The 23,603-nt window shown below is 61.9% G+C and carries 19 protein-coding genes; 14 read left to right on the forward strand and 5 right to left on the reverse strand.

From position 1 onward, the window contains the following. The first annotated feature begins 276 nt into the window (after nt 1-276). Nucleotides 277-3,258 (forward strand): Rne/Rng family ribonuclease, encoded by a 2,982-nt coding sequence (locus tag HMPREF9697_RS04910; protein WP_040308132.1) that lies wholly within the window; start codon nt 277-279, stop codon nt 3,256-3,258. Nucleotides 3,259-3,372: 114 nt separating this feature from the next. Here the strand turns inward: HMPREF9697_RS04910 and HMPREF9697_RS04915 are convergent, their stop codons facing one another. Continuing rightward, entirely contained in the window at nt 3,373-4,560 is a 1,188-nt protein-coding gene (locus HMPREF9697_RS04915) for a pyridoxal phosphate-dependent aminotransferase (protein WP_040308133.1), read from the reverse strand. Nucleotides 4,561-4,719: 159 nt separating this feature from the next. On the opposite strand from HMPREF9697_RS04915, the gene HMPREF9697_RS04920 reads away from it, so the two are divergent. From HMPREF9697_RS04920 to aat, 9 genes are all read left to right on the forward strand, one after another. Further along, nucleotides 4,720-6,129, forward strand: a complete 1,410-nt coding sequence (locus HMPREF9697_RS04920; RefSeq protein ID WP_002716057.1) for a M48 family metalloprotease — start codon at nt 4,720-4,722, stop codon at nt 6,127-6,129. 29 nt (nt 6,130-6,158) lie between these two features. Next, nucleotides 6,159-6,926 (forward strand): DsbA family protein, encoded by a 768-nt coding sequence (locus HMPREF9697_RS04925; protein WP_002716058.1) that lies wholly within the window; start codon nt 6,159-6,161, stop codon nt 6,924-6,926. Nucleotides 6,927-7,182: 256 nt separating this feature from the next. After that, nucleotides 7,183-7,638, forward strand: coding sequence for a type II 3-dehydroquinate dehydratase (aroQ, locus tag HMPREF9697_RS04930; RefSeq protein WP_002716059.1), 456 nt, complete (start codon nt 7,183-7,185; stop codon nt 7,636-7,638). A gap of 36 nt (nt 7,639-7,674) precedes the next feature. Continuing rightward, nucleotides 7,675-8,163, forward strand: coding sequence for an acetyl-CoA carboxylase biotin carboxyl carrier protein (accB, locus tag HMPREF9697_RS04935; RefSeq protein ID WP_002716060.1), 489 nt, complete (start codon nt 7,675-7,677; stop codon nt 8,161-8,163). Nucleotides 8,164-8,199: 36 nt separating this feature from the next. After that, entirely contained in the window at nt 8,200-9,555 is a 1,356-nt protein-coding gene (gene accC / locus HMPREF9697_RS04940) for an acetyl-CoA carboxylase biotin carboxylase subunit (RefSeq protein ID WP_002716061.1), read from the forward strand. 71 nt (nt 9,556-9,626) lie between these two features. Then, entirely contained in the window at nt 9,627-11,162 is a 1,536-nt protein-coding gene (locus HMPREF9697_RS04945; RefSeq protein ID WP_002716062.1) for a sensor histidine kinase, read from the forward strand. Then, nucleotides 11,155-11,595 carry a response regulator gene (locus tag HMPREF9697_RS04950; protein ID WP_002716063.1) on the forward strand — a complete coding sequence of 147 codons (441 nt, stop codon included), beginning with the start codon at nt 11,155-11,157 and terminating at the stop codon, nt 11,593-11,595. The genes HMPREF9697_RS04945 and HMPREF9697_RS04950 overlap by 8 nt, the downstream gene beginning before the upstream one ends. Then, a complete protein-coding gene (locus HMPREF9697_RS04955) occupies nt 11,592-12,671 on the forward strand; it encodes a sensor histidine kinase (protein ID WP_002716064.1) in 1,080 nt (359 codons plus the stop codon). Before HMPREF9697_RS04950 ends, HMPREF9697_RS04955 begins: the two co-directional genes overlap by 4 nt. Nucleotides 12,672-12,703: 32 nt before the next feature. Continuing rightward, nucleotides 12,704-13,390, forward strand: a complete 687-nt coding sequence (gene aat / locus HMPREF9697_RS04960) for a leucyl/phenylalanyl-tRNA--protein transferase (RefSeq protein WP_002716065.1) — start codon at nt 12,704-12,706, stop codon at nt 13,388-13,390. A 19-nt stretch (nt 13,391-13,409) separates the two neighbouring features. Here aat and HMPREF9697_RS04965 read toward each other — a convergent pair whose 3' ends face one another. Both HMPREF9697_RS04965 and HMPREF9697_RS04970 read right to left on the reverse strand, forming a co-directional pair. Beyond that, complete coding sequence (locus HMPREF9697_RS04965; RefSeq protein ID WP_002716066.1) at nt 13,410-14,321, reverse strand: DUF2155 domain-containing protein; 912 nt, start codon at nt 14,319-14,321, stop codon at nt 13,410-13,412. Between the two features lie 128 nt (nt 14,322-14,449). Next, entirely contained in the window at nt 14,450-14,860 is a 411-nt protein-coding gene (locus HMPREF9697_RS04970) for an NADH:ubiquinone oxidoreductase subunit NDUFA12 (RefSeq protein ID WP_002716067.1), read from the reverse strand. Between the two features lie 242 nt (nt 14,861-15,102). On the opposite strand from HMPREF9697_RS04970, the gene HMPREF9697_RS04975 reads away from it, so the two are divergent. Beyond that, a complete protein-coding gene (locus HMPREF9697_RS04975; protein WP_002716068.1) occupies nt 15,103-15,537 on the forward strand; it encodes a BA14K family protein in 435 nt (144 codons plus the stop codon). Between the two features lie 62 nt (nt 15,538-15,599). On the opposite strand, the gene HMPREF9697_RS04980 is transcribed toward HMPREF9697_RS04975, so the two are convergent. After that, the gene (locus HMPREF9697_RS04980) at nt 15,600-16,535 is read right to left on the reverse strand and encodes a DMT family transporter (RefSeq protein WP_002716069.1); all 936 of its coding nucleotides are present in this window, start codon (nt 16,533-16,535) and stop codon (nt 15,600-15,602) included. A 665-nt stretch (nt 16,536-17,200) separates the two neighbouring features. Between HMPREF9697_RS04980 and HMPREF9697_RS04985 the strand changes: the two genes are divergently transcribed. The 3 genes from HMPREF9697_RS04985 to HMPREF9697_RS04990 all read left to right on the forward strand — a co-directional run bounded on the left by HMPREF9697_RS04985 (nt 17,201) and on the right by HMPREF9697_RS04990 (nt 21,957). Next, nucleotides 17,201-20,950 carry a vitamin B12-dependent ribonucleotide reductase gene (locus HMPREF9697_RS04985; RefSeq protein ID WP_040308134.1) on the forward strand — a complete coding sequence of 1,250 codons (3,750 nt, stop codon included), beginning with the start codon at nt 17,201-17,203 and terminating at the stop codon, nt 20,948-20,950. A 177-nt stretch (nt 20,951-21,127) separates the two neighbouring features. Then, nucleotides 21,128-21,568, forward strand: coding sequence for a hypothetical protein (locus HMPREF9697_RS20815; protein WP_147293878.1), 441 nt, complete (start codon nt 21,128-21,130; stop codon nt 21,566-21,568). After that, the gene (locus HMPREF9697_RS04990) at nt 21,565-21,957 is read left to right on the forward strand and encodes a hypothetical protein (protein WP_002716071.1); all 393 of its coding nucleotides are present in this window, start codon (nt 21,565-21,567) and stop codon (nt 21,955-21,957) included. Before HMPREF9697_RS20815 ends, HMPREF9697_RS04990 begins: the two co-directional genes overlap by 4 nt. 287 nt (nt 21,958-22,244) lie before the next feature. Here HMPREF9697_RS04990 and oxlT read toward each other — a convergent pair whose 3' ends face one another. Next, nucleotides 22,245-23,558, reverse strand: a complete 1,314-nt coding sequence (gene oxlT / locus HMPREF9697_RS04995) for an oxalate/formate MFS antiporter (RefSeq protein WP_002716072.1) — start codon at nt 23,556-23,558, stop codon at nt 22,245-22,247. Nucleotides 23,559-23,603 lie beyond the last annotated feature (45 nt).

Below are 23,603 nucleotides of genomic sequence, written 5' to 3' on the forward strand. Positions count from 1 at the left end.
GGCAGCACGTTGCTGCCACACGATTTAGACGGGCCGCTGCTTAGATGCGCCACACTGTTATGCCGATCTGGACTTCCCACGAAGTCCTCCCAGTTCCCTCGACAATCCGACGCGACGAGTTTGCGCGACGGAAGACGCTTGGGCTGGGTTCGGCACGGGGCATCGCCTTGTGGTTTGGCCTTCCCCTCACCCCAGAATCAGGTGGACCGTTCCGCCGCCCGGCCGCGCATGCTGCGCCGGCCGCCGGGCCTGCCGTCCGCCGTCATGAGTTCCAAAATGCCCAACAAAATGTTGATCGACGCCACCCACCCGGAGGAAACCCGGGTCGTCGTGGTCCGCGGCAACCGCGTCGAAGAGTTTGATTTCGAGTCCGCGCAACGCAAGCAGCTTCGCGGCAACATCTATCTCGCCAAGGTCACGCGCGTGGAGCCTTCGCTCCAGGCGGCGTTCATTGAGTATGGTGGCAATCGCCACGGCTTCCTTGCTTTCAGCGAAATCCATCCGGACTACTATCAGATCCCGGTCGCCGACCGTCAGGCGCTGATCGAGGCCGACGAGCGCGCTCACCGCGAAGCCGAGGAAGAGAACGAGAACCGCGCAAGCCGCCGCCGGTCCCGCCATCGCAGTTCGCGCCGTCGCAACCATGGCGAGCGCGTGCAGAGCGCCGTCGTTGAGGACAGCGCCCCGGCCGCTGACGCATTGCCCGCCTTCCCGCACGATTCCACCGAACCGCAGCCTTTCGGCAGCTATGGCTATGACGACGAACCGACCGAAGAAGGCGTGACGCCCGCTTCCGTTGCTCCCTCTGTGGTGCCGAGCGAGGCCGCCCAGCCGCTGCCGACCATCGAAGGCAACGACTACGGCGACCAGGCCGACGAAAGCATCGACGATCCGTACTTCGATGCGCCTGCTACCTCGCACGCCGAGAGCGACGCCACCCATCACGACGACGCGCATTCTCACGATCACCACGATGATGACCACGCCTCTGACGATGAGGCTCATGACGACGCGCATGCCGATCACGAGCATCACGATGCCGAACATGCCGACGGCGAGCATGCCGAGCCATCCGACGAGGACGATGACGATGACGACGAGGAGACCGAAGAAGAACAGGTCGAATCCGTCGGCGGCGATGACGCCCTGGAGGAAGTGCCAGAGCGCGCCTTCCGCCCGCGCCGCCAGTACAAGATTCAGGAAGTCATCAAGCGCCGCCAGGTGATGCTGGTGCAGGTGGTCAAGGAAGAACGCGGCAACAAGGGCGCCGCGCTCACGACCTATCTGTCGCTCGCCGGACGCTATGCCGTGTTGATGCCGAACACCGCGCGCGGCGGCGGCATCAGCCGCAAGATCACCTCGGCGCAGGACCGCAACCGCCTCAAGGATGTGGTGCAGGATCTCGACGTGCCGGAGGGCATGGGCATCATCCTGCGCACGGCCGGTGCCTCACGCACCAAGCCGGAAATCAAGCGCGACTTCGAGTACCTCATCCGCATGTGGGAAACGGTGCGCGACCTCACGCTGAAGTCGCAGGCCCCGACCCTCGTCTACGAGGAAGGCTCCCTCATCAAGCGTTCGCTGCGCGATCTCTACAACAAGGAGATCGACGAGGTTCTGGTGTCCGGCGACGCCGGCTATCAGGAAGCGCGCGACTTCATGAAGATGCTGATGCCGTCCAACGTCCGCTCCGTGAAGCCCTATCGCGACACGCAGCCGCTGTTCTCGCGGATGGGCGTGGAAAGCCAGCTCGATGCGATGTTCTCGCCGACCGTGACGCTGCGCTCCGGCGGCTACATCGTCATCAACCAGACCGAAGCGCTGGTCTCGATCGACGTCAACTCGGGCCGCTCGACGCGCGAGCATCACATCGAGGACACCGCGCTCAAGACCAATCTCGAGGCCGCTGAAGAAGTGGCACGGCAGTTGCGGCTGCGCGACCTCGCGGGCCTGATCGTCATCGATTTCATCGACATGGACGAGAAGCGCAACAATCGCGCGGTCGAACGCAAGCTGAGTGATTGCCTGCGGCAGGACCGCGCCCGCATTCAGGTCGGGCGCATCTCGCATTTCGGCCTGCTGGAGATGTCGCGCCAGCGCATCCGCGCCAGCGTGCTTGAGAGTTCGACCGAACCCTGCCCGACCTGCGGTGGCACCGGCCATGTCCGCTCCGTGTCGTCGGTCGCGCTGCAATTGCTGCGCAGCCTCGAAGAACAACTGATGAAGAGCGGCACCCACAACTACACGGTACGCACCCGCACCGATGTCGCGCTCTACGTTCTCAACCACAAGCGCGGCCACCTGCGCGACCTCGAAGAGGCTTTCCAGGTAACGCTCGCGGTGATCGCTGATCCGACAGTCAGCGGCCAGCAGTCGTTCGTGATCGAACGCGGCGAGCAGGTCCACACCACCGAGGCAGCCAAGGCTCTCCTCGCCGCACGCGTCGCTGCACAGCCGGTCGAGGTGGAAGAGTTCGACGACGAGGACGAGTTCTTCGAAGAAGACATCGAGACTGAAACCGAGAACGCCGAAGCTGCGGACGCCGAGTCGACCGAAGCGCGCGGCGAAGGTGATGAAGGACCGCGCCGCCGTCGTCGCCGCCGCCGTGGTCGCGGTCGTGGCGAAGGTCGCGATGCCGCTCAGGCCTCGCCTGCCAATGGCGAAGGTGCTGCCGGCGAAGAGGCTCAGATCGAATCCGGCGAGGAAGGCGAGGACGAAACCGACGCCGCTCCCGCTCGCGCCGATCAAGAGAACGGCGAGCGTCGTCCGCGTCGCCGTGGCCGTCGTGGCGGACGCCGCCGTCGCGGCAATCAGGACAATGCCAATGGCGATGAGGCAGCCGCTTCCGGTAGCGATGCAGAGACAGCCTCGTCCTTCGAGGCTCATGAAGGATCGCACGATCTCAGCATGCCGTCGTTCGATGCGCCGCAGCCTGAGACGGCCGAAGTGGCAGAGCCGACAACTGAGGAAGTTGCAGAAGCTCTGCTGAGACCTGCTCCGCCCGTCGAACCCACTCCGTCCGCACCTGAGGAAGATAAGGCTCCGCGCCGTTCCACCGTCCGCGAGAAGGTAAGCTTCTTCTTCGGCGAACCGCCCGCAGCGGAGACCCCGCCAGCTCCGGCCGCCGTCGCAACCGACGAGCAAGCTTCATCGCCTGTGCCGGCCGAGGTGGCGCCGAGCGAGCCCACCCCACCCGCCGAGCCTGCACCCACTGCTGCTCCGCGTCGTCTGGGTTGGTGGTCGCGCCGGTCGGAATAACCGCGCACCGCTTCAAGCAAAATAAGAACCCGGCCAAGGAATGCTGCCTTGAGCCGGGTTTTTCTTGTGAGCCATCCATTACTCTCCCCAGCGGGAGAGGTGAAACGAGCTGCCCTAACGCTTCAACCACCGCGTGACCCGCGCGATCGCTTCTTCAGTCTCCTGCCGCGAACCTGCGTAGCAGAAGCGCAGGAACGATTTGCCGTGCACCGGATCGAAATCGATGCCAGGCGTCGCGGCGACATGCGCTTCCTCCAGCATGCGGCGAGCGAAATCGAGACTGTCGTTCGTGAAGCGCGAGACATCGGCATAAAGATAGAACGCGCCGTCCGCAGGCAGAAAATTATCAAGGCCAGCAGCCGGCAGCCCCTCGATCAGCAGGTGGCGATTATCCTGATAGCCGTGCTTGATTGCATCCATTTCGGCCGCACCGTCGAACGCGGCTTCGGCGGCGATCTGCGAGAGCGTCGGCACAGAGATCGCGAGATTCTGCTGCAACCGCTCGATCGGCCGCACCAATGGTTCGGGCACCACCATCCAGCCAACGCGCCAGCCCGTCATGCAGAAATATTTCGAGAACGAATTGATGACGAGCGCATCATTCGACAGCGCCGCCGCCGTGGTCGCGGGAAACGCGTAATCGAGGCCGTGATAGATTTCATCCGAGATGAAACGAATGTTTTCACTGGCGGCGGCGGCCATCAACTCCGCCATCGCCTCGCGGCTCATCATTGTGCCGGTGGGATTCGCGGGGCTTGCGACCAGCACACCTTTCAGCGGCGTTTTGCGGTGTGCGGCGAGCAGCATCTCGCCACTGAGCGCGTGACGTGTGGCCGCCGTGGTCTCGATCGGCACCGGCTCGCAGCCGAGCGCAGTCAGGATGTGGCGATATGGCGGATAGCCCGGCAGCGTCACAGCTACCCGATCGCCCGGCTCAAACAGCGTCAGGAACGCAAGAATGAACGCATTCGACGAACCGGTGGTGACCACAATCCGCTCGAGATCGACGTCATGACCATAGGCCTCGCGATAATGACGCGCGATACGTTGCCGCAGCGACGGCAGACCGAGCGCAGAGGTGTAGTCGAGCCGCCCGACGTCGATCGCGGCCTTTGCCGCCGCCCGTGCCGTCAAAGGCGCAGGCGAAGCAGGCTGGCCGACTTCCATGTGAATCACATGGCCACCCGCAGCTTCGATTCGGGCCGCCGCCGCCATCACATCCATCACCATAAAGGGTGGAACGTCACCGCGGCGCGAGGCCGTCAAAAGCTCCGTGGAGGAGCGAAGTCTCCCATCCCGCATGAAATCTGCTATGCCCATGATTGAAACTGGAACCGGTCGGCCGCGGTCGATACCATCGCCGTGCTCCCGCCGCATTCCATGCCTTGAACGATCTTTACCACGCACCGCCGCCGCACTCCATTGCCGGTGGCCGCACCAAACGGACTACCTGCCGCGCCTATGATGCCACTTGCCGCCCAGACCGCACCGGCCCGAACCGGCTTCGCCCGCCGGGCGATCGCCACGCTGACAGCCGCAGCGCTGGTGCTGACGAGTGCGCCCGCCATGGGTCCTGTTTCGGCGGAGACCAAGGCCAAGGGCCCTCCTCTACTGCGCGACACCGAAACTGAACAACTGCTGCGCGATTATTCGCGGCCGATCCTGCGCGCTGCAGGGCTTGAGAAGCAGAACATCCAGGTCGTCATCATCAACGATCCGAGCTTCAACGCCTTCGTCGCCGACGGCCGGCGCATCTTCGTCAATTACGGCGCGCTTTTGAAATCGGAAACGCCGAACCAGCTGATCGGTGTCCTTGCCCACGAGACGGGCCACCTCGCAGGCGGTCATCTCGCGAAAATGCGCCAGCAAATCGCCAACGCGCAGACCCAGATGATCGTCGCCATGCTGCTCGGCGTCGGCGCGGCCGTCGCGGGTGCACGCGCGGGTGCCGGTGCCGGCGGCGCAGCGGCGATCGCCGCTCCGCAATCCATGATCATGCGCACGCTGCTCTCCTATCAGCGCCAGCAGGAAGAAAGCGCCGACAAGGCCGGCGTGAAATTCCTCAACGCGACCGGCCAGTCGGCCAAGGGCATGTACGAGACGTTCAAGCGCTTCCAAAGCGACAGCCTGTTCTCCGCCTATGGCGCCGACCCCTACATGCAGTCGCACCCGATGCCCGCCGAACGCGTCGAAGCGCTCGCCGGTCTTGCGAAATCAAGTCTCTACTGGGACAAGAAGGACGACGCCGCGCTTCAGCACCGCCACGATATGATGCGCGCTAAGGTCTCGGGTTTCATGGAACGCGCCGAAACGGTGTATCGCCGCTATCCGATCTCCGATAACAGCCTGCCCGCGCGATACGCCCGCGCCATCGCCACCTATCTCCACGGCGATCCGCGCAGCGCCATCACCCAGATCGATGCACTCATCAAGGTCGAGCCCGCCAACCCTTATTTCTACGAATTGAAGGGCCAGGCGCTGCTCGAAGGCGGACGTCCGGTCGAGGCCATCGCGCCCTTGCGCAAGGCTGTCCAATTGTCGAAACAAGCGCCGCTCATTGAGATGTTACTTGGTCAGGCGCTGGTGGCATCGGATAATAAGGCTTACGCGAACGAGGCCATTTCGATTCTCAAGGCTGCGCTGGCGCGCGAACCGGAAGCCCCTCTCGGCTACACCCAGATCGCGATGGCCTATGGCCGCAAAGGCGATCTTGCCGATGCCGATCTCGCCGCTGCGAATGCTGCTTATCTGCGCGGCGACCAGAAGACCGCGCGTGACCTCGCCTCGCGCGCCAAGACCCGTTTTCCGATCGGCTCGCCCGGGTGGGTTCGCGCCGACGACATCGTCAACACGAAACCGATCAAGAACTGACGCCGCACCCGCGGCCCAAAGGAGTCTTCATGTTATCCCTTCGCTCGCTCGCACCATTCGCCCTCGCGCTTGCCGTGAGCCTTCCTGCCGTCCCCGCCTCGGCACAGTCGTTCACCGATGCGCAGCGCAAGGACATTGAGAAAGTGGTCAGAGACTATCTGATCGCGCATCCAGAAGTGCTGGAAGAAGCGTCCGTCGAACTCGGCAAGCGTCAGGCCGCTGCCGAAATGACCAAGCAGAAGGCCGCGGTGGAGAAGCATGCCGACGCGCTGTTCAACTCCCCGCACGGCGTGGTGCTCGGCAATCCGAAGGGCGATGTCAATTTCGTCGAGTTCTTCGATTACAATTGCGGCTACTGCAAGCGCGCGATGGGTGACATGCTGGACCTCATCAAATCCGATCCGAACCTGCGCGTCACGCTGAAGGAATTCCCGGTGCTGAGCCCCGGCTCGGTTGAAGCCGCGCGCGTTGCCATCGCCGTGCACATGCAGGACCCATCGGGCAAGAAATATCTCCAGTTCCACCAGAAGCTGCTCGGCGGTCAGGGACAGGCCGACAAGGCGCGCGCACTTGCGGCAGCCAAGGAGGTGGGTGCCGACATGGCGCGTCTCGACAAGGATCTGACCAGCCCTCAGATCAACGAGACCCTGAAGGAGAACTTCAAGATCGCCGAGGACATGGGCCTCACCGGCACGCCGAGCTATGTGATCGGCAAGGATGTCGTGGTCGGAGCCGTCGGCCTTGCCGATTTGACCAAGAAGGTCGCGCTGGCCCGCTGCGGCAAGGAAAGCTGCTGACCGTTCCAGCATTCAAGAGGCTCGCGCCCGGCGGAATCCGGGCGCGAGCCCTTTTGCGGGGTCCATTGCCAAGCCCAGGAGCCGGACCTTGGCATTTGGTTAATCAAAAGATTTGCACGGTTTTTACAGGGTTTTCCCGCCCTGACTGGAACATCCGAGGCCGCAGAAGGCTTCCCACGTCGGTTAAGATTACCTATAACCCTCGGCAGCGCTTCGCTTTTTGGCGCACCTCGCGGTTTCATGGATCGACATTCGGATGACCAAGACGATTTACGTGCTCAACGGCCCGAACCTGAATCTTCTGGGCACGCGGGAACCGGAAATCTACGGCCATCACACGCTTGCCGACGTCGAGAAGCTTTGCCGTGAGACAGCCAGCCGCTTCGGCGCGGAGGCCGTGTGCCGGCAAACCAACCGCGAAGGGGAACTCGTCGACCTCATTCAGGATGCCGCAGCTAAGAAAGCCGTCGGCATCATCATCAATGCAGGCGGCTATTCACATACCTCAATCGCTATCCACGACGCTCTCGTCGGCGTGCAAATCCCTACGGTTGAAGTTCACGTCTCGAACGTCTATGCACGCGAACGTTTCCGTCACCAATCTTTCATCGCAAAGGCAGCTTTCGCGACGTTGTGCGGGTTTGGTATCGAGGGCTACAGGCTCGCGATCCAGGGCCTCGCCGCCCGGATCGGTCTAGCGGCGAAAGCCTGATCGATCACTGCCCTCGAGCAATCTCTGGAATCCGACATGGCCCGTGAGCCGCAAGACAAAACCAACCCCGGCAAAACCGACGAACGCGACCTGATCCGCGATCTCGCAGCTCTGCTTGACGAATCCAACCTGACCGAAATCGAAGTCGAACGTTCGGGACTTCGCGTGCGTATCGCGCGCAACGTCACCGTCGCCGCCAGCGTCCCGGTTGCGCCTGTTGTCGCTACCGCCCCTGCTGCAGTAAGTGCGCCGGCAGCGACGGCTGCTCCGATCCTCGATGTCGCGAAGCATCCCGGCATGGTGCCCTCACCGATGGTCGGCACTGCGTATCTCGCTTCCGAGCCCGGCGCGAAGCCGTTCGTCGAAGTGGGAACCAAGGTGAAAGCCGGCGACACGCTTCTGATCGTCGAGGCGATGAAGACGATGAACCAGATCCCGTCGCCGCGCACCGGCACGGTCACGCAGGTTCTTGTCGAGGATGGTCAGCCGATCGAATTTGGCGAGCCGCTCGTCATCATTGAATAAATCCACGGCCGCCAAGGGCTGCTCAAGGCAGGCACGATGTTCGACAAGATTCTGATTGCCAATCGCGGCGAGATTGCCCTGCGCGTGCTGCGCGCGTGCAAGGAGCTCGGCATCGCAACCGTCGCCGTGCATTCCACCGCTGACGCCAATGCCATGCATGTGCGCCTCGCCGACGAGAGCGTGTGCATCGGCCCGCCGGCTGCGAAGGACAGCTATCTCAATATTCCCGCGCTGCTCGCCGCCTGCGAGATCACCGGCGCCGAAGCCGTGCATCCCGGCTACGGCTTCCTGTCGGAGAACGCGCGGTTCGCGGAAATTCTCGCCGAGCACGATCTCGGCTTCATCGGCCCGAAAGCCGAGCACATCCGCACCATGGGCGACAAGATCGAGGCGAAGAAGACCGCCAAGCGCCTCGGCATTCCGGTGGTTCCGGGTTCGGACGGCGGTGTCAGCCCTGGCGACGACGCCATGGCGATCGCCAAGGAAATCGGCTTCCCGGTTCTGGTGAAGGCCGCCGCGGGCGGCGGCGGACGCGGCATGAAGGTCGCGCACACCGAAGCCGACCTAATGCTGGCGCTCTCCACGGCAAGCAACGAGGCCAAGGCCGCGTTCGGCGATGGCTCGGTCTATCTCGAAAAATATCTCGGCAAGCCGCGCCACATCGAAATCCAGATCCTGGGCGACGGCCGCGGCGGCGCGATCCATCTCGGCGAACGCGACTGCTCGCTGCAGCGCCGCCACCAGAAGGTCTGGGAGGAAAGCCCCTCGCCGATCATCTCGCCGGAAGCACGCAACCGGATCGGCGAAATCTGCGCCAACGCGATGCGTGAGATGAAATATCTCGGCGTCGGCACCATCGAATTCCTCTACGAGGACGGCGAGTTCTATTTCATCGAAATGAACACCCGCATCCAGGTCGAACATCCGGTCACCGAGATGATTACCGGCATCGACCTCGTGTTGGAGCAAATCCGTGTCGCCGCCGGCGGCGACCTGCCGTGCGCGCAGAAGGACATCGTCATCAACGGCCACGCGATCGAGTGCCGCATCAACGCCGAAAACCCGGTGACCTTCCGTCCTTCGCCCGGCAAGATCACCCAGTTCCATCCGCCTGGCGGCCTCGGCGTGCGCATCGATTCAGCGGTCTATCAAGGTTACGTCATCCCGCCTTATTACGACTCGCTGGTCGGCAAGCTGATCGTTCATGGCAAGACCCGCGGCGAATGCCTGATGCGGTTGCGCCGGGCGCTGGATGAGATCGTCATCGACGGTGTCGAAACCACGCTGCCGTTGTTCCGGGCGCTGGCCCGCGAACCCAGCATCATCGACGGCGACTACCATATTCACTGGCTCGAACAATATCTTGCCAGCGGGGATACGAAGCCCCATTAAAAGATCGGCCTATCCCGCCTCGTCCTGCCAACCAATGGAGCCGCATTGACGAACGTGATCGAGAGGCAGACGTGACAACTGAAGCCACGCGCCTTCGCACGTTGTGGCAGGTTGGTCTTTTGACCGCGGGCTTTCTCATCCTCGTCGCGATCAGCGCCGCTTCATTCTATCTCGGCCATCGCGCACGAACCGACTCGCTATGGGTCACCCACACGATCGAGGTCGAAAGCCAGATCGGCATCGCCCAGCTTCAAATCCAGCGCGCCGAAAGCGCTGTGCGCGGCTTTCTCCTGACCCAGGATCCGAATTATCGCAGCGATTTCGAAAAAGCCGAAGCGCTGATCGATCCCTCAATTTCCCGGCTCCGGGAATTAACACAGGATAATCCCGTCGAGCAGAAAAATGTTGCGGAGCTGGACAATCTGGTAAGGCAGCGGCTCGCGTTTCTCCATCTCGCGATTTCCAAGATCGCAAGTGGCCAGATCGACGAGGTCCGCACATCCCTAATGGATATTGCGCGGAACGACGAGATGGATCGCCTGCTCGACGTCGGCCGCAATATGCGCACGGAAGAAAACCGCCTGTTTGAACTTCGCACAGAGGCTGCCGATCGCAGCCAGTTGCTCAACATGGCGGTGACCCTTGTCGGCAGCGGGTTCATCATCCTGCTGGCGGTCCTGTCCTTTCTGCTGGTCCGGGCCTCCACCCGCGCACGCGACATGGCCGAAGCCAAGCTGCGCGACATCAACCTGAACCTCGAATCGGCAATTGATGACCGCACCGGCGACCTGCGCGAGGCCAATCAGGAAATCCAGCGTTTCGCCTATATCGTCAGCCACGATCTCCGCTCGCCCCTCGTCAACATCATGGGATTCACCAGCGAGCTGGAAGAATTGCGCGGAGATATTTTCAGCCGCATCGCGCGCTATAGCCGCGCTGCCGCCGGCGCGCCGCCTCAGGCTGTTTCCGAAGGAAGCGCCGACGAACTCGTTCTCGCACCCGAAGATCAGCAACTCTCAGCGGATTTTTCCGAGGCGCTCGGCTTCATCAAATCATCGATTGGCAAAATGGATCGCCTCATCAGCGCGATCCTCAAGCTCACGCGCGAAGGGCGACGCGAGTTCAATCCCGTCAGCGTGGACATGCGTCCGCTGGTGCAGGAAATCGCCAACAGCATGGCGCACCAGGCGGCCGAAGCGCAGGCGCAGATCAGCATCGATCCTCTGCCCAATATCGTCAGCGACCGTCTTGCACTCGAGCAGGTTTTCTCCAATCTGATTGAGAACGCGCTGAAATATTTGCGGACTGGCACTCCTGGTGAAATCAGTATCCGCGGACGCACCAAACTCGGGTTTGTGATATACGACGTCAGCGATAATGGGCGGGGTATCGACCCCAACGACCATGACCGCATTTTCGATCTCTTTCGACGTGCGGGCACGCAGGACAAGCCCGGTCAGGGCATCGGACTTGCGCACGTCCGCGCATTGGTCCGCCGTCTCGGCGGTTCCATTACGGTTTCTTCCGAACTCGACAAAGGCAGCACATTTACAATAGCGCTGCCCTCACAATGGAACTTATCAAGGCAAGGCAAGTCTTATGGGTAATCCAGTAAAGATCGTGATGATCGAGGACGACGAAGGACACGCTCGCCTGATCGAGCGAAACATTCGTCGTTCCGGCGTCAACAACGACATCATCCCCTTCCCCAACGGCACCGAGGCCGTCAACTATCTGTTCGGCGCGGACGGCACCGCCGACCAACACAAGGGACAGGCGCTTCTGATCCTGCTCGACCTCAACCTGCCCGACATGACGGGTATCGACATTCTCAAGCGCGTCAAAGACAACGCGACGCTGAAATCCGCGCCTGTCGTCGTGCTCACGACCACCGACGACGCGCAGGAAATCAAGCGCTGCTATGAGCTCGGCTGCAATGTCTACATCACCAAGCCGGTGAACTACGAAAACTTCGCCAATGCGATCCGCCAGCTTGGCCTGTTCTTTTCCGTGATACAGGTGCCGCCGGTCAAAGCATGACGCCGCCGAACCCACGATTGCTCTACATTGACGATGATCCGGGCCTTGCCCGGCTGGTCAAACGCGGCCTCGAACGCCACGGCATCGACGTCGATCACGCGTCCGACGGCCCAAGTGGTATCGCGCGCCTGAAGGACGGCGGCATCGACGTCATCGCACTCGATCAACATATGCCGGGCCTCGACGGCCTCGCAACGCTCGAGCAAATCTATCGGCTGCCGATGGCGACGCCGCCCATTGTCTTTGTGACGGCTTCGGAAGACAGCCAAGTCGCCATTGCGGCACTGAAAGCTGGCGCCATCGATTACATCGTCAAAGACACCAAGGGCGATTTCGTTCCTATGCTCCAGGCCGCGGTCACCGGTGCGCTGGAAACCGCACGCATCCGCAACGCGCGCGAAGAAGCCGAAGCCGAAATCCACGCCGCGCGCGATCACTACGAGGCGCTCGCGGCCGAGCGCGAGATGTTGCTGCGCGAGGTCAACCACCGCGTCGGCAACTCGCTGCAGATCATCGCTTCGCTGCTGCACCTTCAGGCCTCCTCAAGCAACGACGAAGACGTAAAGGCCGCGCTCACCAATGCGATGGGCCGTGTCGCCGCGGTCGCGCAGGTGCATCGCCGCCTCTACACCTCCCATGACCTCAAGAGCGTGATGCTGAACCAGTATCTGGAAGCTCTGCTGGAGGATCTGCGGCGCTCCACCGAAGGCAACCGCATGTCGCGCCTGACGCTGAATGCCGAGCCTATCGAGATCGATCCGGACCGCGCGGTCGGCATCGGTATCATCGTCAACGAACTGGTGATGAACGCCGTCAAATACGCCTATCCCGAAGGTGCCGGCCCGATCCATGTCGATCTGCACAATCGCGCAAAGGACATTCAACTCGTCATTTCCGACGAGGGCGTCGGCTTTCAGGCCAAGCAGGATCCACGCTCCACCGGCATGGGCCAGCGCATCGTCAGCGCGATGGCCACCAAGCTCGACGCAAGCGTGGAACGCGATCCCTCCCATGCGGGCACGCGGATTGTGATCAATTTCAGCCCCTCGGCGAAACCGCCGGCAGCGCACGCCTGACGGAAGCGGCGTATTCCGCTACAATGGAGCTCATGAGCTCGCGCGACACCACCGCCTCCGAAATCACGCCCGAAGTGCTGTTACGCGCTTATGCCTGTGGCATCTTTCCGATGGCCGAAAGCGCCGATGATCCCAGTCTGTTCTGGGTCGAACCGGAGCAGCGTGGTATCTTTCCGCTCGACGGCCTGCGCATTTCCTCACGCCTTGCGCGCACCGTGCGCTCCGACCGTTATCGCGTCACGATCAACACCACGTTCGAGCGTGTCATCAGCGAATGCGCCGCGCCCCAGCCCGGACGCGAGGACACCTGGATCAACCGCCGCATCCGCAAGCTCTACGGTGCGCTTCACGAGATCGGTCATTGCCACAGCGTCGAGGCATGGGACGGCGATGATCTTGTGGGCGGATTATATGGCGTGTCGCTCGGCGGCGCATTTTTTGGCGAGAGTATGTTTCACCGCAGTCGCGACGCGTCGAAAGTGGCGCTGGTCCATCTTGCCGCGCGACTGATCGCGGGCGGCTTCGGCCTCCTCGACACGCAATTCGTGACGGAGCATCTGCGCAGCCTCGGGGCGATCGAGGTTTCGCGCCGGAAATATCGCGCCCTGCTCGATCGCTCGATTCAACTGCCGGGAGATTTCTTCGCGCTGTCGGTGGAACGCCCGATAAGCGGCGCGGATGTACTTGCGATCGTGCGCAGCAAAAGCGATCCGGCGTGAATACGCGTCGATAGAACGACTAGCGGCCCCCGAAAGGCGGTGGCGGCATCGGCTGGCGCTGTTGCACAGGTGGCTGCGGACGCGGCTGGCGCTTCGGCTGCTGCTGCACTGGCTGCGGCGCGGCAGTAGGCTTCACCGGCTCATTCTGCGCCGTCACCGGCTGCTCCGGCCCCTTACAATCCGTCAGCCAGACGTCATAAATCGGATGCTCGACGGCATGCAGGCCCGGGCTCGCGGCAAACATCCAACCCGAGAAAATCCGCTTCACTTCATTCTGCAGCGTGATCTCGTCCACCTCGACGAACGCGTCGGTGTTGGTCGCTTCCGTTGCGGGGCGCGTGTAGCAGGCGTCGGTCTTCACCCGCAGCGCGCCGAACTGAACGGTCTCGCCGATATCCTCGTCGAAGGTGATGATACGGCCGGTGATCTTGTCGAGGCCGGAGAATACGGCCTTCTTGTTCGGAATCTTCACAGCCGGCGGCTCGGTGACGATTTCGTCGCCGGGCTGCAGGGTCGCTGGAGATTGCTGCGGATTGCCACGCGGCTGTTTCTGTCCTGGCGGCAAGCCTGGCAACGGATTGGCGGCCGGCGGGTTCGCCGCGACGCCGGGCTGTTGCTGCTGCGGAGGAACTGCGGCACTGCCGGGCGGCGGAGCCAGCGGCTGCGATTGCACGGCACCCGGCAAAGGCGCGCCCTGCCCGCGCGGCAATTGCCGCGGCTGCTGCGGCGCAGGCAGCAGACGGCCCTGCGGAATTTCGGGCACTTCCTCCTCGTCGGGGTCCTGCGAAGGATCACCGCGCGACATGCCCGCGGGCGGACGAAGCGGCTGGTCGGAAAAGATGTTGCCGATCTGTGCACGCGCGGACGGCAATGCGAGCGGCGGTACCGCGATCAACGTCGCAAACAGGATCGTGGCGGCGGTTCGGGACATTGCGCGCTCTGCTTGGAAAATTTCTGGGCGATTCGGGCCCGCGATAGTCTACGGGAAACCGCGCCGCGCGAGACCACCGGTTAACACGGGCATTACGGCAACGAAAGGGCGCGCCTTCCGCTGGCCGCTCAGCTTCCCGGCGTCCAGGCCTGATAGTCGCCGGTCGCCTGCGGGCGCTGGCCGCTCGCTAGCGTCGAACCCGATGGACGATAGGCTGCCGGCGTACCGGTCAGGTTCGGACGATGCGGCTTTTCCCATTCGCGCGGCGTGTAATGTTCCTCGGTCGGCGGAACATCGACGGTGTGATGCATCCAGCCGTGCCAGTCCGGCGAAATCTTGGTGGCTTCGGCATAACCGTTATAAATCACCCAGCGGCGCTCGATCCCGAGCGTCGGGTCGATCTTGCCGCCTTTGTTGCGGTAGTAGCGATTGCCCATCTCGTCGGTGCCGACCAGTTCGCCGAAACGCCAGGTCCAGAGCTGGGTCCCGAAAGTGAATCCGTTCCACCAGGTAAAAATCCTCAAGAGAAACAGCTTCATGCGGGAATCCGTGACGATCGGGAGCGTTGCGTGCCCTTGATGCCACTCGCCCTTGCCATTGTCCAGATGCAGCTTTGGATACCGCCTTCCGTGCCTACCCATAGGTAGGGCATTTTGTCGTGGAACTTTGCCACAGAAGCGCCGGAAACCATTCCGACACTTTCGGGAACTTTCGGGAACGCGTTCCAATCCCGCGCGTTATAGTGGTCGAACCATCCGACTGGGATTTTGGGAGTTAGAGAATGATGAATTTGACCAAGGGTATTGCAGTGGCCGCCTTGGCTTTGTCGCTGCCGCTGACCGTGGCTTCTAGCGCGGATGCAGCGCCTTTAATGGCGGGCTCGGCCCTTTCGACGGCAAATACCGCAACTGCCTCCTCCGACCTCACCCAGGTACGTTGGCGGGGTGGCTACGGCTATCGTGGCTATCGCGGCGGCGGTGGCTGGGGTTGGGGTGGCGTTGGTGCGGGCCTTGCAGCCGGTGCCCTGATCGGCGGCGCCATTGCGGCGAGCCAGGGGCCTTATTATTACGGCCCGGGCTACGGCTACGCTCCCGGACCAGCCTATGTTGAAGGTGGTGGCGATGCTGTCGCCTACTGCATGCAGCGCTACAAGTCCTATGACCCGCGCAGCGGCACCTACCTGAATTACGACGGCAATCGGTATCCTTGCCCGTAAGTCTTGACATAACGGATCAAGAAAAAGCGGCGTAGCGATACGCCGCTTTTTTGTTGCCGCAGTTATGAGCGTGCTGCGATGGCGACGCCTGCGACCGTCAGCAGCAGCGCGCCGATCTGCGGAACGCCGAGCGGCTCTCCCAGCAAAATCGCCGACGCCACCACGCCCGTCACCGGCACGATCAGCGTCCCTACTGCTGCGATCGAGGCCGGTAGCCGCTCCAGCGCCGCGAACCAGCAGGCGTATCCGATCGCTCCTTGAAAAATGGCGCTGAACCCGAACAACAACCAGCCGAAAGACGACATGCCGCCGAAGTGCGGATGCTCGAACAGGATACCGAACAGCGCCACGGGGAAACAACCGAGGCCGAGTTGCCAGACCGCGCCCGCCAGTGGGCGCATCGCGATGGGCCGCAGTTTGGTGAGCACCGCGCCAAGCGCAAACAGCAGCGCCGCTAACAGCGCACAAAGTATCCCCGGCACTTTTTCCCAGGACACGCCGATACTGTCGCCGCCCATCAACAGCACCACGCCGCCGATGGCCATTGCAATGGCAATGATCCGCAGCAGCGTGAGGCGCTCGCCGAGAATCGGCCACGCGAGACCAGCCGCCCACACCGGAAGCGTCGCACCGAGTATCGCGGTTTCCGATGCGGGAAGATGCACCAGTGAAAGTCCCATCAGCGCCATCCAGGCGCCGACCATCAACATCGCGTAAAGAATGAGCTTGCCCCATTCGCCACGCGGCACACGCAGCGATTGCCCCTTCGCGAGAACCAGCCCGGCCAGCATCATCGCACTGAACACGCCCGGGAGGGTCCGCATGGTCAGCGGCGGCAGTTCATGGAGCAGATATTTCGCGACGGGCCAGTTGATGCCCCAGATGATGGTGGCGATGAGCAGCAGCCCATACCCAACCGCCCGGCTTTCGTGAGGTGGTTGAGTCGAGGGATGCGGTGATGACACCACAATCAGCTCGTGCGGAGTACGCCGGTCCATAGGTTGCTCTTGGAGGATCTGAATCCACATCGGTTGTGGATGACGGGGAGAAACCACGCGTGCACCCCACGGTCCACCCGAAAAGCGTCAGATTAGACGCATGGACGGCCTCTTTTGGTGCATGTCTTTCAGCGGGCTGCAAGCCCGTTCGGGAACCTGCCCGGAAGACGATTTTCGCCTTTGGAATCGAGGGGGACTCACCCATACTTCCCTCACGGGACGCCCTTTCCAGCGAAGCCCAATACCGCTGGCAATCCCCGTTTTCCACCATATTTAGTGTTTGATTCAGATTTTAGTACTAATCCTTGACGGGCGCCGCAGAGTCGTCCTAGCGTTTGACCAGTCTGGAGCCAAGTATCGCGTGTCGCGCCGGGCATCTCTGACAAAGGTCCAAAAGGCACATCCGTATCGCTCTCTCCCGAGACGGCGGAGGCGGATTTGTCCGCAGTTTTTGGACCAGATCCACGCGAGGAACGTGGACGCGAACAGGTCAGGCGTTGGAGGCCAGGCGGGCTGCAAGAACCCGCCCGTGCTTCCCGGAGTTAACAGGCCGGCCCCTCGAGATCCGAGTGGAAACGGTCAAACGGCGGATCGCAAAACATCCGCAAACTGAAATTTTCCGGCGCCACGCCAAGCGGCTGCCGGGGCACATGACGGGGCATACGATGCGAATTCAACGCCGCTACACCAAAGCCGATCAGTCACCCTACGCCGAGATTTCCTTCCGGCTGACGACAAGCGAGATTCGCAATCCCGACGGCTCCGTGGTGTTCAAGCTCGATAACGTCGAGGTGCCCGAGTTCTGGTCGCAGGTCGCCTCCGACGTGCTGGCGCAGAAATATTTCCGCAAGGCTGGCGTCGCCGCACACCTGAAGAAGGTCGAAGAAGAGACCGTCCCGTCCTGGCTGTGGCGCTCGGTGCCCGACACCGCCGCGCTAGCCGCCCTGCCCGAGTCCGAACGCTTCATTGGCGAACTGACCGCCAAGCAGGTGTTCGACCGCCTCGCCGGCTGCTGGACCTATTGGGGCTGGAAAGGCGGCTACTTCACCTCCGAGGAAGATGCCCACGCCTTCCACGACGAGCTGCGCTACATGCTCGCCCAGCAGATGGTCGCGCCGAACTCGCCGCAATGGTTCAACACCGGCCTGCACTGGGCCTACGGCATCGATGGTCCGGGCCAGGGCCACTATTACGTCGACTGGAAGACCGGCAAGCTTACCAAGTCGAAATCCTCCTACGAGCATCCGCAGCCGCACGCCTGCTTCATCCAGGGCGTCGACGACGACCTCGTCAACGAGGGCGGCATCATGGACCTGTGGGTCCGCGAAGCGCGCCTGTTCAAGTACGGCTCCGGCACCGGCTCCAACTTCTCGGCGCTGCGCGGCGAAGGCGAAAAGCTGTCCGGCGGCGGCCGCTCCTCGGGCCTGATGAGCTTCCTCAAGATCGGCGACCGCGCGGCGGGCGCGATCAAGTCCGGCGGCACCACGCGCCGCGCGGCGAAGATGGTGGTCGTCGATGCCGATCACCCGGACATCGAGACCTATATCGACTGGAAGGTGCGCGAGGAGCAGAAGGTTGCGGCGCTGGTCACCGGCTCCAAGATCAACCAGAAGCACCTCAAGGCCATCATGAAGGCCTGCGTGAACTGCGACGGCCCCGGCGATGACTGCTACCTGCCGGAGAAGAACCCGGCGCTGAAGCGCGAAATCAAGCTCGCCCGCCGCGCGCTCGTCACCGACAACATGATCAAGCGCGTGATCCAGTTCGCGCGCCAGGGCTACACCGACATCCAGTTCGACACCTACGACACCGACTGGGATTCGGAGGCCTATCTCACCGTCTCCGGCCAGAACTCCAACAACTCCGTCTCGCTGAAGGACGACTTCCTGCGCGCGGTGGAAACCGATGGTTCGTGGAATCTGATCGGCCGCACCAACGGCAAGGTGACGAAGACACTGCGCGCTCGCGACCTTTGGGAGAAGATCGGCTACGCCGCATGGGCCTCCGCCGATCCCGGCCTGCACTTCAACACCACGATGAACGACTGGCACACCTGCAAGGCGTCCGGCGACATCCGCGCGTCGAACCCGTGCTCGGAGTACATGTTCCTCGACGATACGGCGTGCAACCTCGCCTCCGCCAACCTGCTGACGTTCTACGACGCCCACACGCGCCGCTTCGATTCAGAGGCTTACGAGCATCTGTGCCGGCTGTGGACTGTCGTGCTCGAAATCTCGGTGATGATGGCGCAGTTCCCGTCGAAAGCCATTGCTGAACTCTCCTACGAATTCCGCACGCTCGGCCTCGGCTACGCCAACATCGGCGGCCTCTTGATGACCATGGGCCTGCCCTACGACTCCAAGGAAGGCCGCGCGCTGTGCGGCGCCCTCTCCGCGATCATGACCGGCACCGCCTACGCGACCTCCGCCGAAATGGCCGCCGAGCTCGGCACCTTCCCCGGCTACAAGAAGAACGCGAGCCACATGCTGCGCGTGATCCGCAACCATCGCCGCGCAGCGCATGGCGAAGCGGCTGGCTATGAGGCGCTCGCCGTCAGCCCGGTGCCGCTCGACCACGCCTCCTGCCCGCAGGCCGACATCGTCGACCATGCCAAGGCAGTGTGGGACCGCGCGCTCGAACTGGGCCAGCAGAACGGCTTCCGTAACGCCCAGACCACAGTGGTGGCGCCGACCGGCACCATCGGCCTCGTGATGGATTGCGACACCACCGGCATCGAGCCCGATTTCGCGCTGGTGAAGTTCAAGAAGCTCGCCGGCGGCGGCTACTGGAAGATCATCAACCGCGCCGTGCCGGAAGCGCTGCGCGCGCTCGGCTATCGCGAGAGCGAGATCGCCGAGATCGAGGCCTACGCCGTTGGCCACGGCTCACTGTCGAACGCGCCGGGCATCAACGCCTCCTCGCTGAAGACCAAGGGCTTCACCGACGAGGCGCTGGCGAAGGTCGAGAAGGCGCTGCCGACCGCCTTCGACATCAAGTTCGTGTTCAACAAATGGACGCTGGGCGAGGACTTCATCCGCGACAGCCTGCACATCGCCCCCGAAGTGATGAACGTACCGGGCTTCGATCTGCTCGGAGCCCTCGGCTTCTCCAAGCGCGACATCGAAGCCGCGAACGTCCACATCTGCGGTGCGATGACCGTGGAAGGCGCGCCGCACCTCAAGGACGAGCACTACGCGGTGTTCGACTGCGCCAACCCGTGCGGCAAGGTCGGCAAGCGTTATCTGTCGGTCGAGAGCCACATCCGCATGATGGCGGCGTCGCAGCCCTTCATCTCGGGCGCGATCTCCAAGACCATCAACATGCCGAACGACGCGACGGTGGACGACTGCAAGTCGGCCTACCTGCTGTCATGGAAGCTCGCACTGAAGGCCAACGCGCTCTATCGCGACGGCTCGAAGCTCTCCCAGCCGCTGAACTCGCAGCTCATCGCCGACGAAGACGACGAGGACGATGCGATCGAAGCCTTCCACGACAAGCCGATGGCCGCGCGCGCCACGCAGGTGGTCGAGAAGATCGTCGAGCGCGTGGTCGAGCATGTCTCGCGCGAGCGTGAGAAGATGCCGGACCGCCGCAAGGGCTACACCCAGAAGGCCATCGTCGGCGGGCACAAGGTTTATCTGCGCACCGGCGAATATGACGACGGCCGCCTCGGCGAGATCTTCGTCGACATGCACAAGGAAGGCGCGGCGCTGCGCTCCTTCATCAACAACTTCGCCATCGCCGTCTCGCTCGGCCTGCAATACGGCGTGCCGCTGGATGAATATGTCGATGCGTTCACCTTCACCCGCTTCGAGCCCGCAGGGCCGGTGCAGGGCAACGACTCCATCAAGTACGCGACCTCGATCCTGGACTATGTGTTCCGCGAACTCGCGGTGAGCTACCTGTCGCGTTACGACCTCGCCCATGTCGATCCGAGCGAGACGCAGTTCGACGCGCTCGGCAAGGGCGTGAGCGAAGGCAAGGCGCAGAGCGGTCCGAGCAAGTATCTCTCCAAGGGCCTCACCCGCTCCCGCTCCGACAATCTCGTCGTCATGCAGGGTGGCGCGAGCGCGGCCGTCACCGCGCACAACGACTCCGCCCCGGTTGGCGGGTCGCGTGTGACCACGATGGCGTCGGGTGCCGAAAGCGCCGCCGCACTGAAGACGGCGGAGCCGGAACGCGCGCTCTCCCCGACGGAAAAGCTCGAGCAGCAGAACTGGAGCAAGGCAGGCTCGGCACAGGCCGCATCCGCTGCCGCCGCACCGGCCACGCTCTCGAAGGCCGAGCGCCGCGCGGAAGCCAAGGCCCGCGGCTACGAAGGCGACATGTGCTCGGAGTGCTCCAACTTCACGCTGGTGCGGAATGGGACGTGCATGAAGTGTGATACGTGCGGAAGCACGACGGGGTGTTCGTGAGCGAGGACACCCTACACTATTCTATACGCAGTACGCCTCACTCTCATGTCGAGGCGTACTGCGTGTATGAAAAATCAGGCTCCATGAACTAGCAATCTACATTCCGTGATGAAAAATATTATCGAATCTAACATTGCTTAAAATATAAAATCTATATTTGGAATCGTCGGAATCCTTATGGCAAAAACTAAGATTTCCGCCACCGATGAAGCTGGATCGACGCCCATAGTCGTCAATCGTGCAAAATCCAAAAGTACCCCTCGTGAATATCTTAATCACGCCAGACGAGCTTTAACGGAGGATGAGCTTACTTCCACCGGAGCAATACGCCTTTTGATTTCCGAAAGCGACAGATTGGAAGATCGATGCATCCAGCTCGAAGAAGTGGAAAAAAAATATCATGACCTTCGGGTAGCCAACGCCGCGCTTGAGGCGCGGCTAAAGTTATCAACTTGGCACGAAATTTTATCCGGGCTCTGCTTGGCAATCGGCTCATTTGGAATTGCCCAAGGTGCGCGCTTAATGAATGCGGATATGTCGCACGATATTGGAGTGACCATTGTTGTTGTTTCATCTGCATTGATTGTCGCGGGAATTCTATCAAAGGTTTGGAAATGAAACTCGCTATCTTCAAGGTAGAATCTGCCGGATCGTTTGATCGCGAACGAATTGTCGTGAAAGTTACGGAAAATGCTGATCTTGGCGACTACATGATTTTGATGGCTGATCCAATCAGTCCAGATCTAATCGCGGGCGGCGCCATACCCTATACATTTTGGTTTGATGCTAAGAACGTGAAGAAGGGTGACTTAGTTGTGCTTTATTCGAAAGAAGGCACATCTAGTGAAAAGACAAATCCAAACGGCTCTACGTCATACTTTTTTTATTGGGGGCTAAAACAAGCCAGCTGGCCGAAGTATCGTGCAGTCTTAGCAGAAATCTCTGACTATGATTTCCAAGAATTTCTTTATGATGAGGATATTCCAACCGGCGACTTTTCTCCCTGAAAATTGGAGTTTTCGACACGCTGAAATCTATGCTGACTTCTTCACATCCTGTACCGCGCCCGGCGGAACCGGAAACAACTTCCCACTCGCCAGCAGCCACACCGTCCCGACAAAAATCGCGCGGATGATGACATTGGCGACCACGAATGTGCCGATGGAGAGCCATTCATAGACGCCCTCTCGCCACGCTGGCGAAATTCAGCAAGCCCCAAACAAAAGCCCCGCTTACGCGGGGCTTTTGTTTTTCAGCCGACCTTCGGTTTTGTAAACCGAAGGCCGGCGTCACATCACTCCGCAGGCACGGCGTGCGCGTCATGCGCCAGCGCCGCCGTAGGTTTTTTCAGGCGCTCGGCGATGATTGGTTTCAGCACGAAGAAGCCAAGCAGCGCCGCGACGAAGTTCATGCCGCAGCCCAGCGCATAGACGACGTGCCAGTTACCTGTCTCCTGTGTCAGGAGATTGCCGACCGGCACCAGCAGCGAGGCCGCGCCTTTGGCGGTGTACATGATGCCGTAATTGGCCGTGACGTATTTCGGCCCGAAGGCATCGCCGACCGTGGCAGCGAACAAGCTGAAGATGTCGCCCCAGAACAGGAACACGAGCGCATCCGTGACGATGAACGCGACCGGCGTTGTGCCGAAGAACCCGAACGCGGCGAGACACAGTCCGCCGATGGCGAACGAGATGCCCATCATGTTCGCGCGGCCGATGTGATCCGAGAACCAGCCATTCAGGGGGCGTCCGACACCGTTGGTGATGTTATGCGCGGTGAGCGCGACGACGATCGCAGGCGCACTCATGCCGAAGATCACGACCATCGCATCGGATATGCCGCGTTCCTTCGCGATCGGAGCCAGTTGCGCCGTCGACATCAGGCCGCCTGCCGCGACCAGAAAGAACATCAGATACATGACCCAGAAGATCGGTGAACGCAGCGCCTGCGAAGGTGGAACGCTTTCCGCGGTCTGCTCAACCTTGATCTTGGCCACCGGGAATTTGTCGGTTGCGAGCGGCGCCTTGATGAAGTTCGAGAGTACCACGATGATGACGCCGTAGATGATCGCAAACACCAGAAACGTATGCTGATAACCGCTGCTCTCGATCATCGCGCGGATCGGCGCGATGGTGATCGCCGCACCGGCGCCGAAGCCGGCCGCCGTCAACCCACCGCATAACCCGCGTTTGTCGGGAAACCATTTCAGCGCGTTGCCGACGCAGGTGCCGTAGACCGCGCCGCCCGCGATGCCTGCAATCGCACCGCCGAGATAAAGCATCCCGAGCGATGAAGCTCGCGAGTTGATGAACCATGCGAGGAAGGTGCAAATACCGCCTGCGAGCACCATCCAGCGCGGACCGATGCGATCGACAATGGCGCCTTCGAACGGTACCAGCCAGGTTTCGAGCAGGATGAAGATGGAGAATGCGACCTGAATCTCCGCCTTGCTCCATCCCCATTGATGCTGGATGGGCAGAACGAACAGCGTCCAGCCGTACTGCAGGTTGGCGACGCTGGCCATGCAGATGATGCCGAAGATCAACTGCCACCAGCGGTTGGCGCTCAGACGGGCGCCCGGATTTTCCAGTATCGTTGAAGTTGACATGAGAGCACTCCCCTGCGGGCAAGGCGCTCATGAGGTCAGCTTTCA

The organism is Afipia felis ATCC 53690, assembly GCF_000314735.2.
In the GTDB taxonomy this organism is placed as follows: domain Bacteria; phylum Pseudomonadota; class Alphaproteobacteria; order Rhizobiales; family Xanthobacteraceae; genus Afipia; species Afipia felis.

What these genes read in the sequence shown, in the direction of transcription:
- HMPREF9697_RS04910 (WP_040308132.1), top strand. Translation starts at nt 277, where the DNA reads ATGCCCAACAAAATGTTGATCGACGCCACCCACCCGGAGGAAACCCGG.
- accB (WP_002716060.1), top strand. Translation starts at nt 7,675, where the DNA reads ATGGCCCGTGAGCCGCAAGACAAAACCAACCCCGGCAAAACCGACGAA.
- accC (WP_002716061.1), top strand. Translation starts at nt 8,200, where the DNA reads ATGTTCGACAAGATTCTGATTGCCAATCGCGGCGAGATTGCCCTGCGC.
- HMPREF9697_RS04990 (WP_002716071.1), top strand. Translation starts at nt 21,565, where the DNA reads ATGAAACTCGCTATCTTCAAGGTAGAATCTGCCGGATCGTTTGATCGC.
- HMPREF9697_RS04955 (WP_002716064.1), top strand. Translation starts at nt 11,592, where the DNA reads ATGACGCCGCCGAACCCACGATTGCTCTACATTGACGATGATCCGGGC.
- aroQ (WP_002716059.1), top strand. Translation starts at nt 7,183, where the DNA reads ATGACCAAGACGATTTACGTGCTCAACGGCCCGAACCTGAATCTTCTG.
- HMPREF9697_RS04970 (WP_002716067.1), bottom strand. Translation starts at nt 14,860, where the DNA reads ATGAAGCTGTTTCTCTTGAGGATTTTTACCTGGTGGAACGGATTCACT.
- HMPREF9697_RS04925 (WP_002716058.1), top strand. Translation starts at nt 6,159, where the DNA reads ATGTTATCCCTTCGCTCGCTCGCACCATTCGCCCTCGCGCTTGCCGTG.
- HMPREF9697_RS04975 (WP_002716068.1), top strand. Translation starts at nt 15,103, where the DNA reads ATGATGAATTTGACCAAGGGTATTGCAGTGGCCGCCTTGGCTTTGTCG.
- oxlT (WP_002716072.1), bottom strand. Translation starts at nt 23,558, where the DNA reads ATGTCAACTTCAACGATACTGGAAAATCCGGGCGCCCGTCTGAGCGCC.
- HMPREF9697_RS04950 (WP_002716063.1), top strand. Translation starts at nt 11,155, where the DNA reads ATGGGTAATCCAGTAAAGATCGTGATGATCGAGGACGACGAAGGACAC.
- HMPREF9697_RS04915 (WP_040308133.1), bottom strand. Translation starts at nt 4,560, where the DNA reads ATGCGGGATGGGAGACTTCGCTCCTCCACGGAGCTTTTGACGGCCTCG.
- HMPREF9697_RS04965 (WP_002716066.1), bottom strand. Translation starts at nt 14,321, where the DNA reads ATGTCCCGAACCGCCGCCACGATCCTGTTTGCGACGTTGATCGCGGTA.
- HMPREF9697_RS04980 (WP_002716069.1), bottom strand. Translation starts at nt 16,535, where the DNA reads ATGGACCGGCGTACTCCGCACGAGCTGATTGTGGTGTCATCACCGCAT.
- HMPREF9697_RS04985 (WP_040308134.1), top strand. Translation starts at nt 17,201, where the DNA reads ATGCGAATTCAACGCCGCTACACCAAAGCCGATCAGTCACCCTACGCC.
- HMPREF9697_RS20815 (WP_147293878.1), top strand. Translation starts at nt 21,128, where the DNA reads ATGGCAAAAACTAAGATTTCCGCCACCGATGAAGCTGGATCGACGCCC.
- aat (WP_002716065.1), top strand. Translation starts at nt 12,704, where the DNA reads ATGAGCTCGCGCGACACCACCGCCTCCGAAATCACGCCCGAAGTGCTG.
- HMPREF9697_RS04920 (WP_002716057.1), top strand. Translation starts at nt 4,720, where the DNA reads ATGATGCCACTTGCCGCCCAGACCGCACCGGCCCGAACCGGCTTCGCC.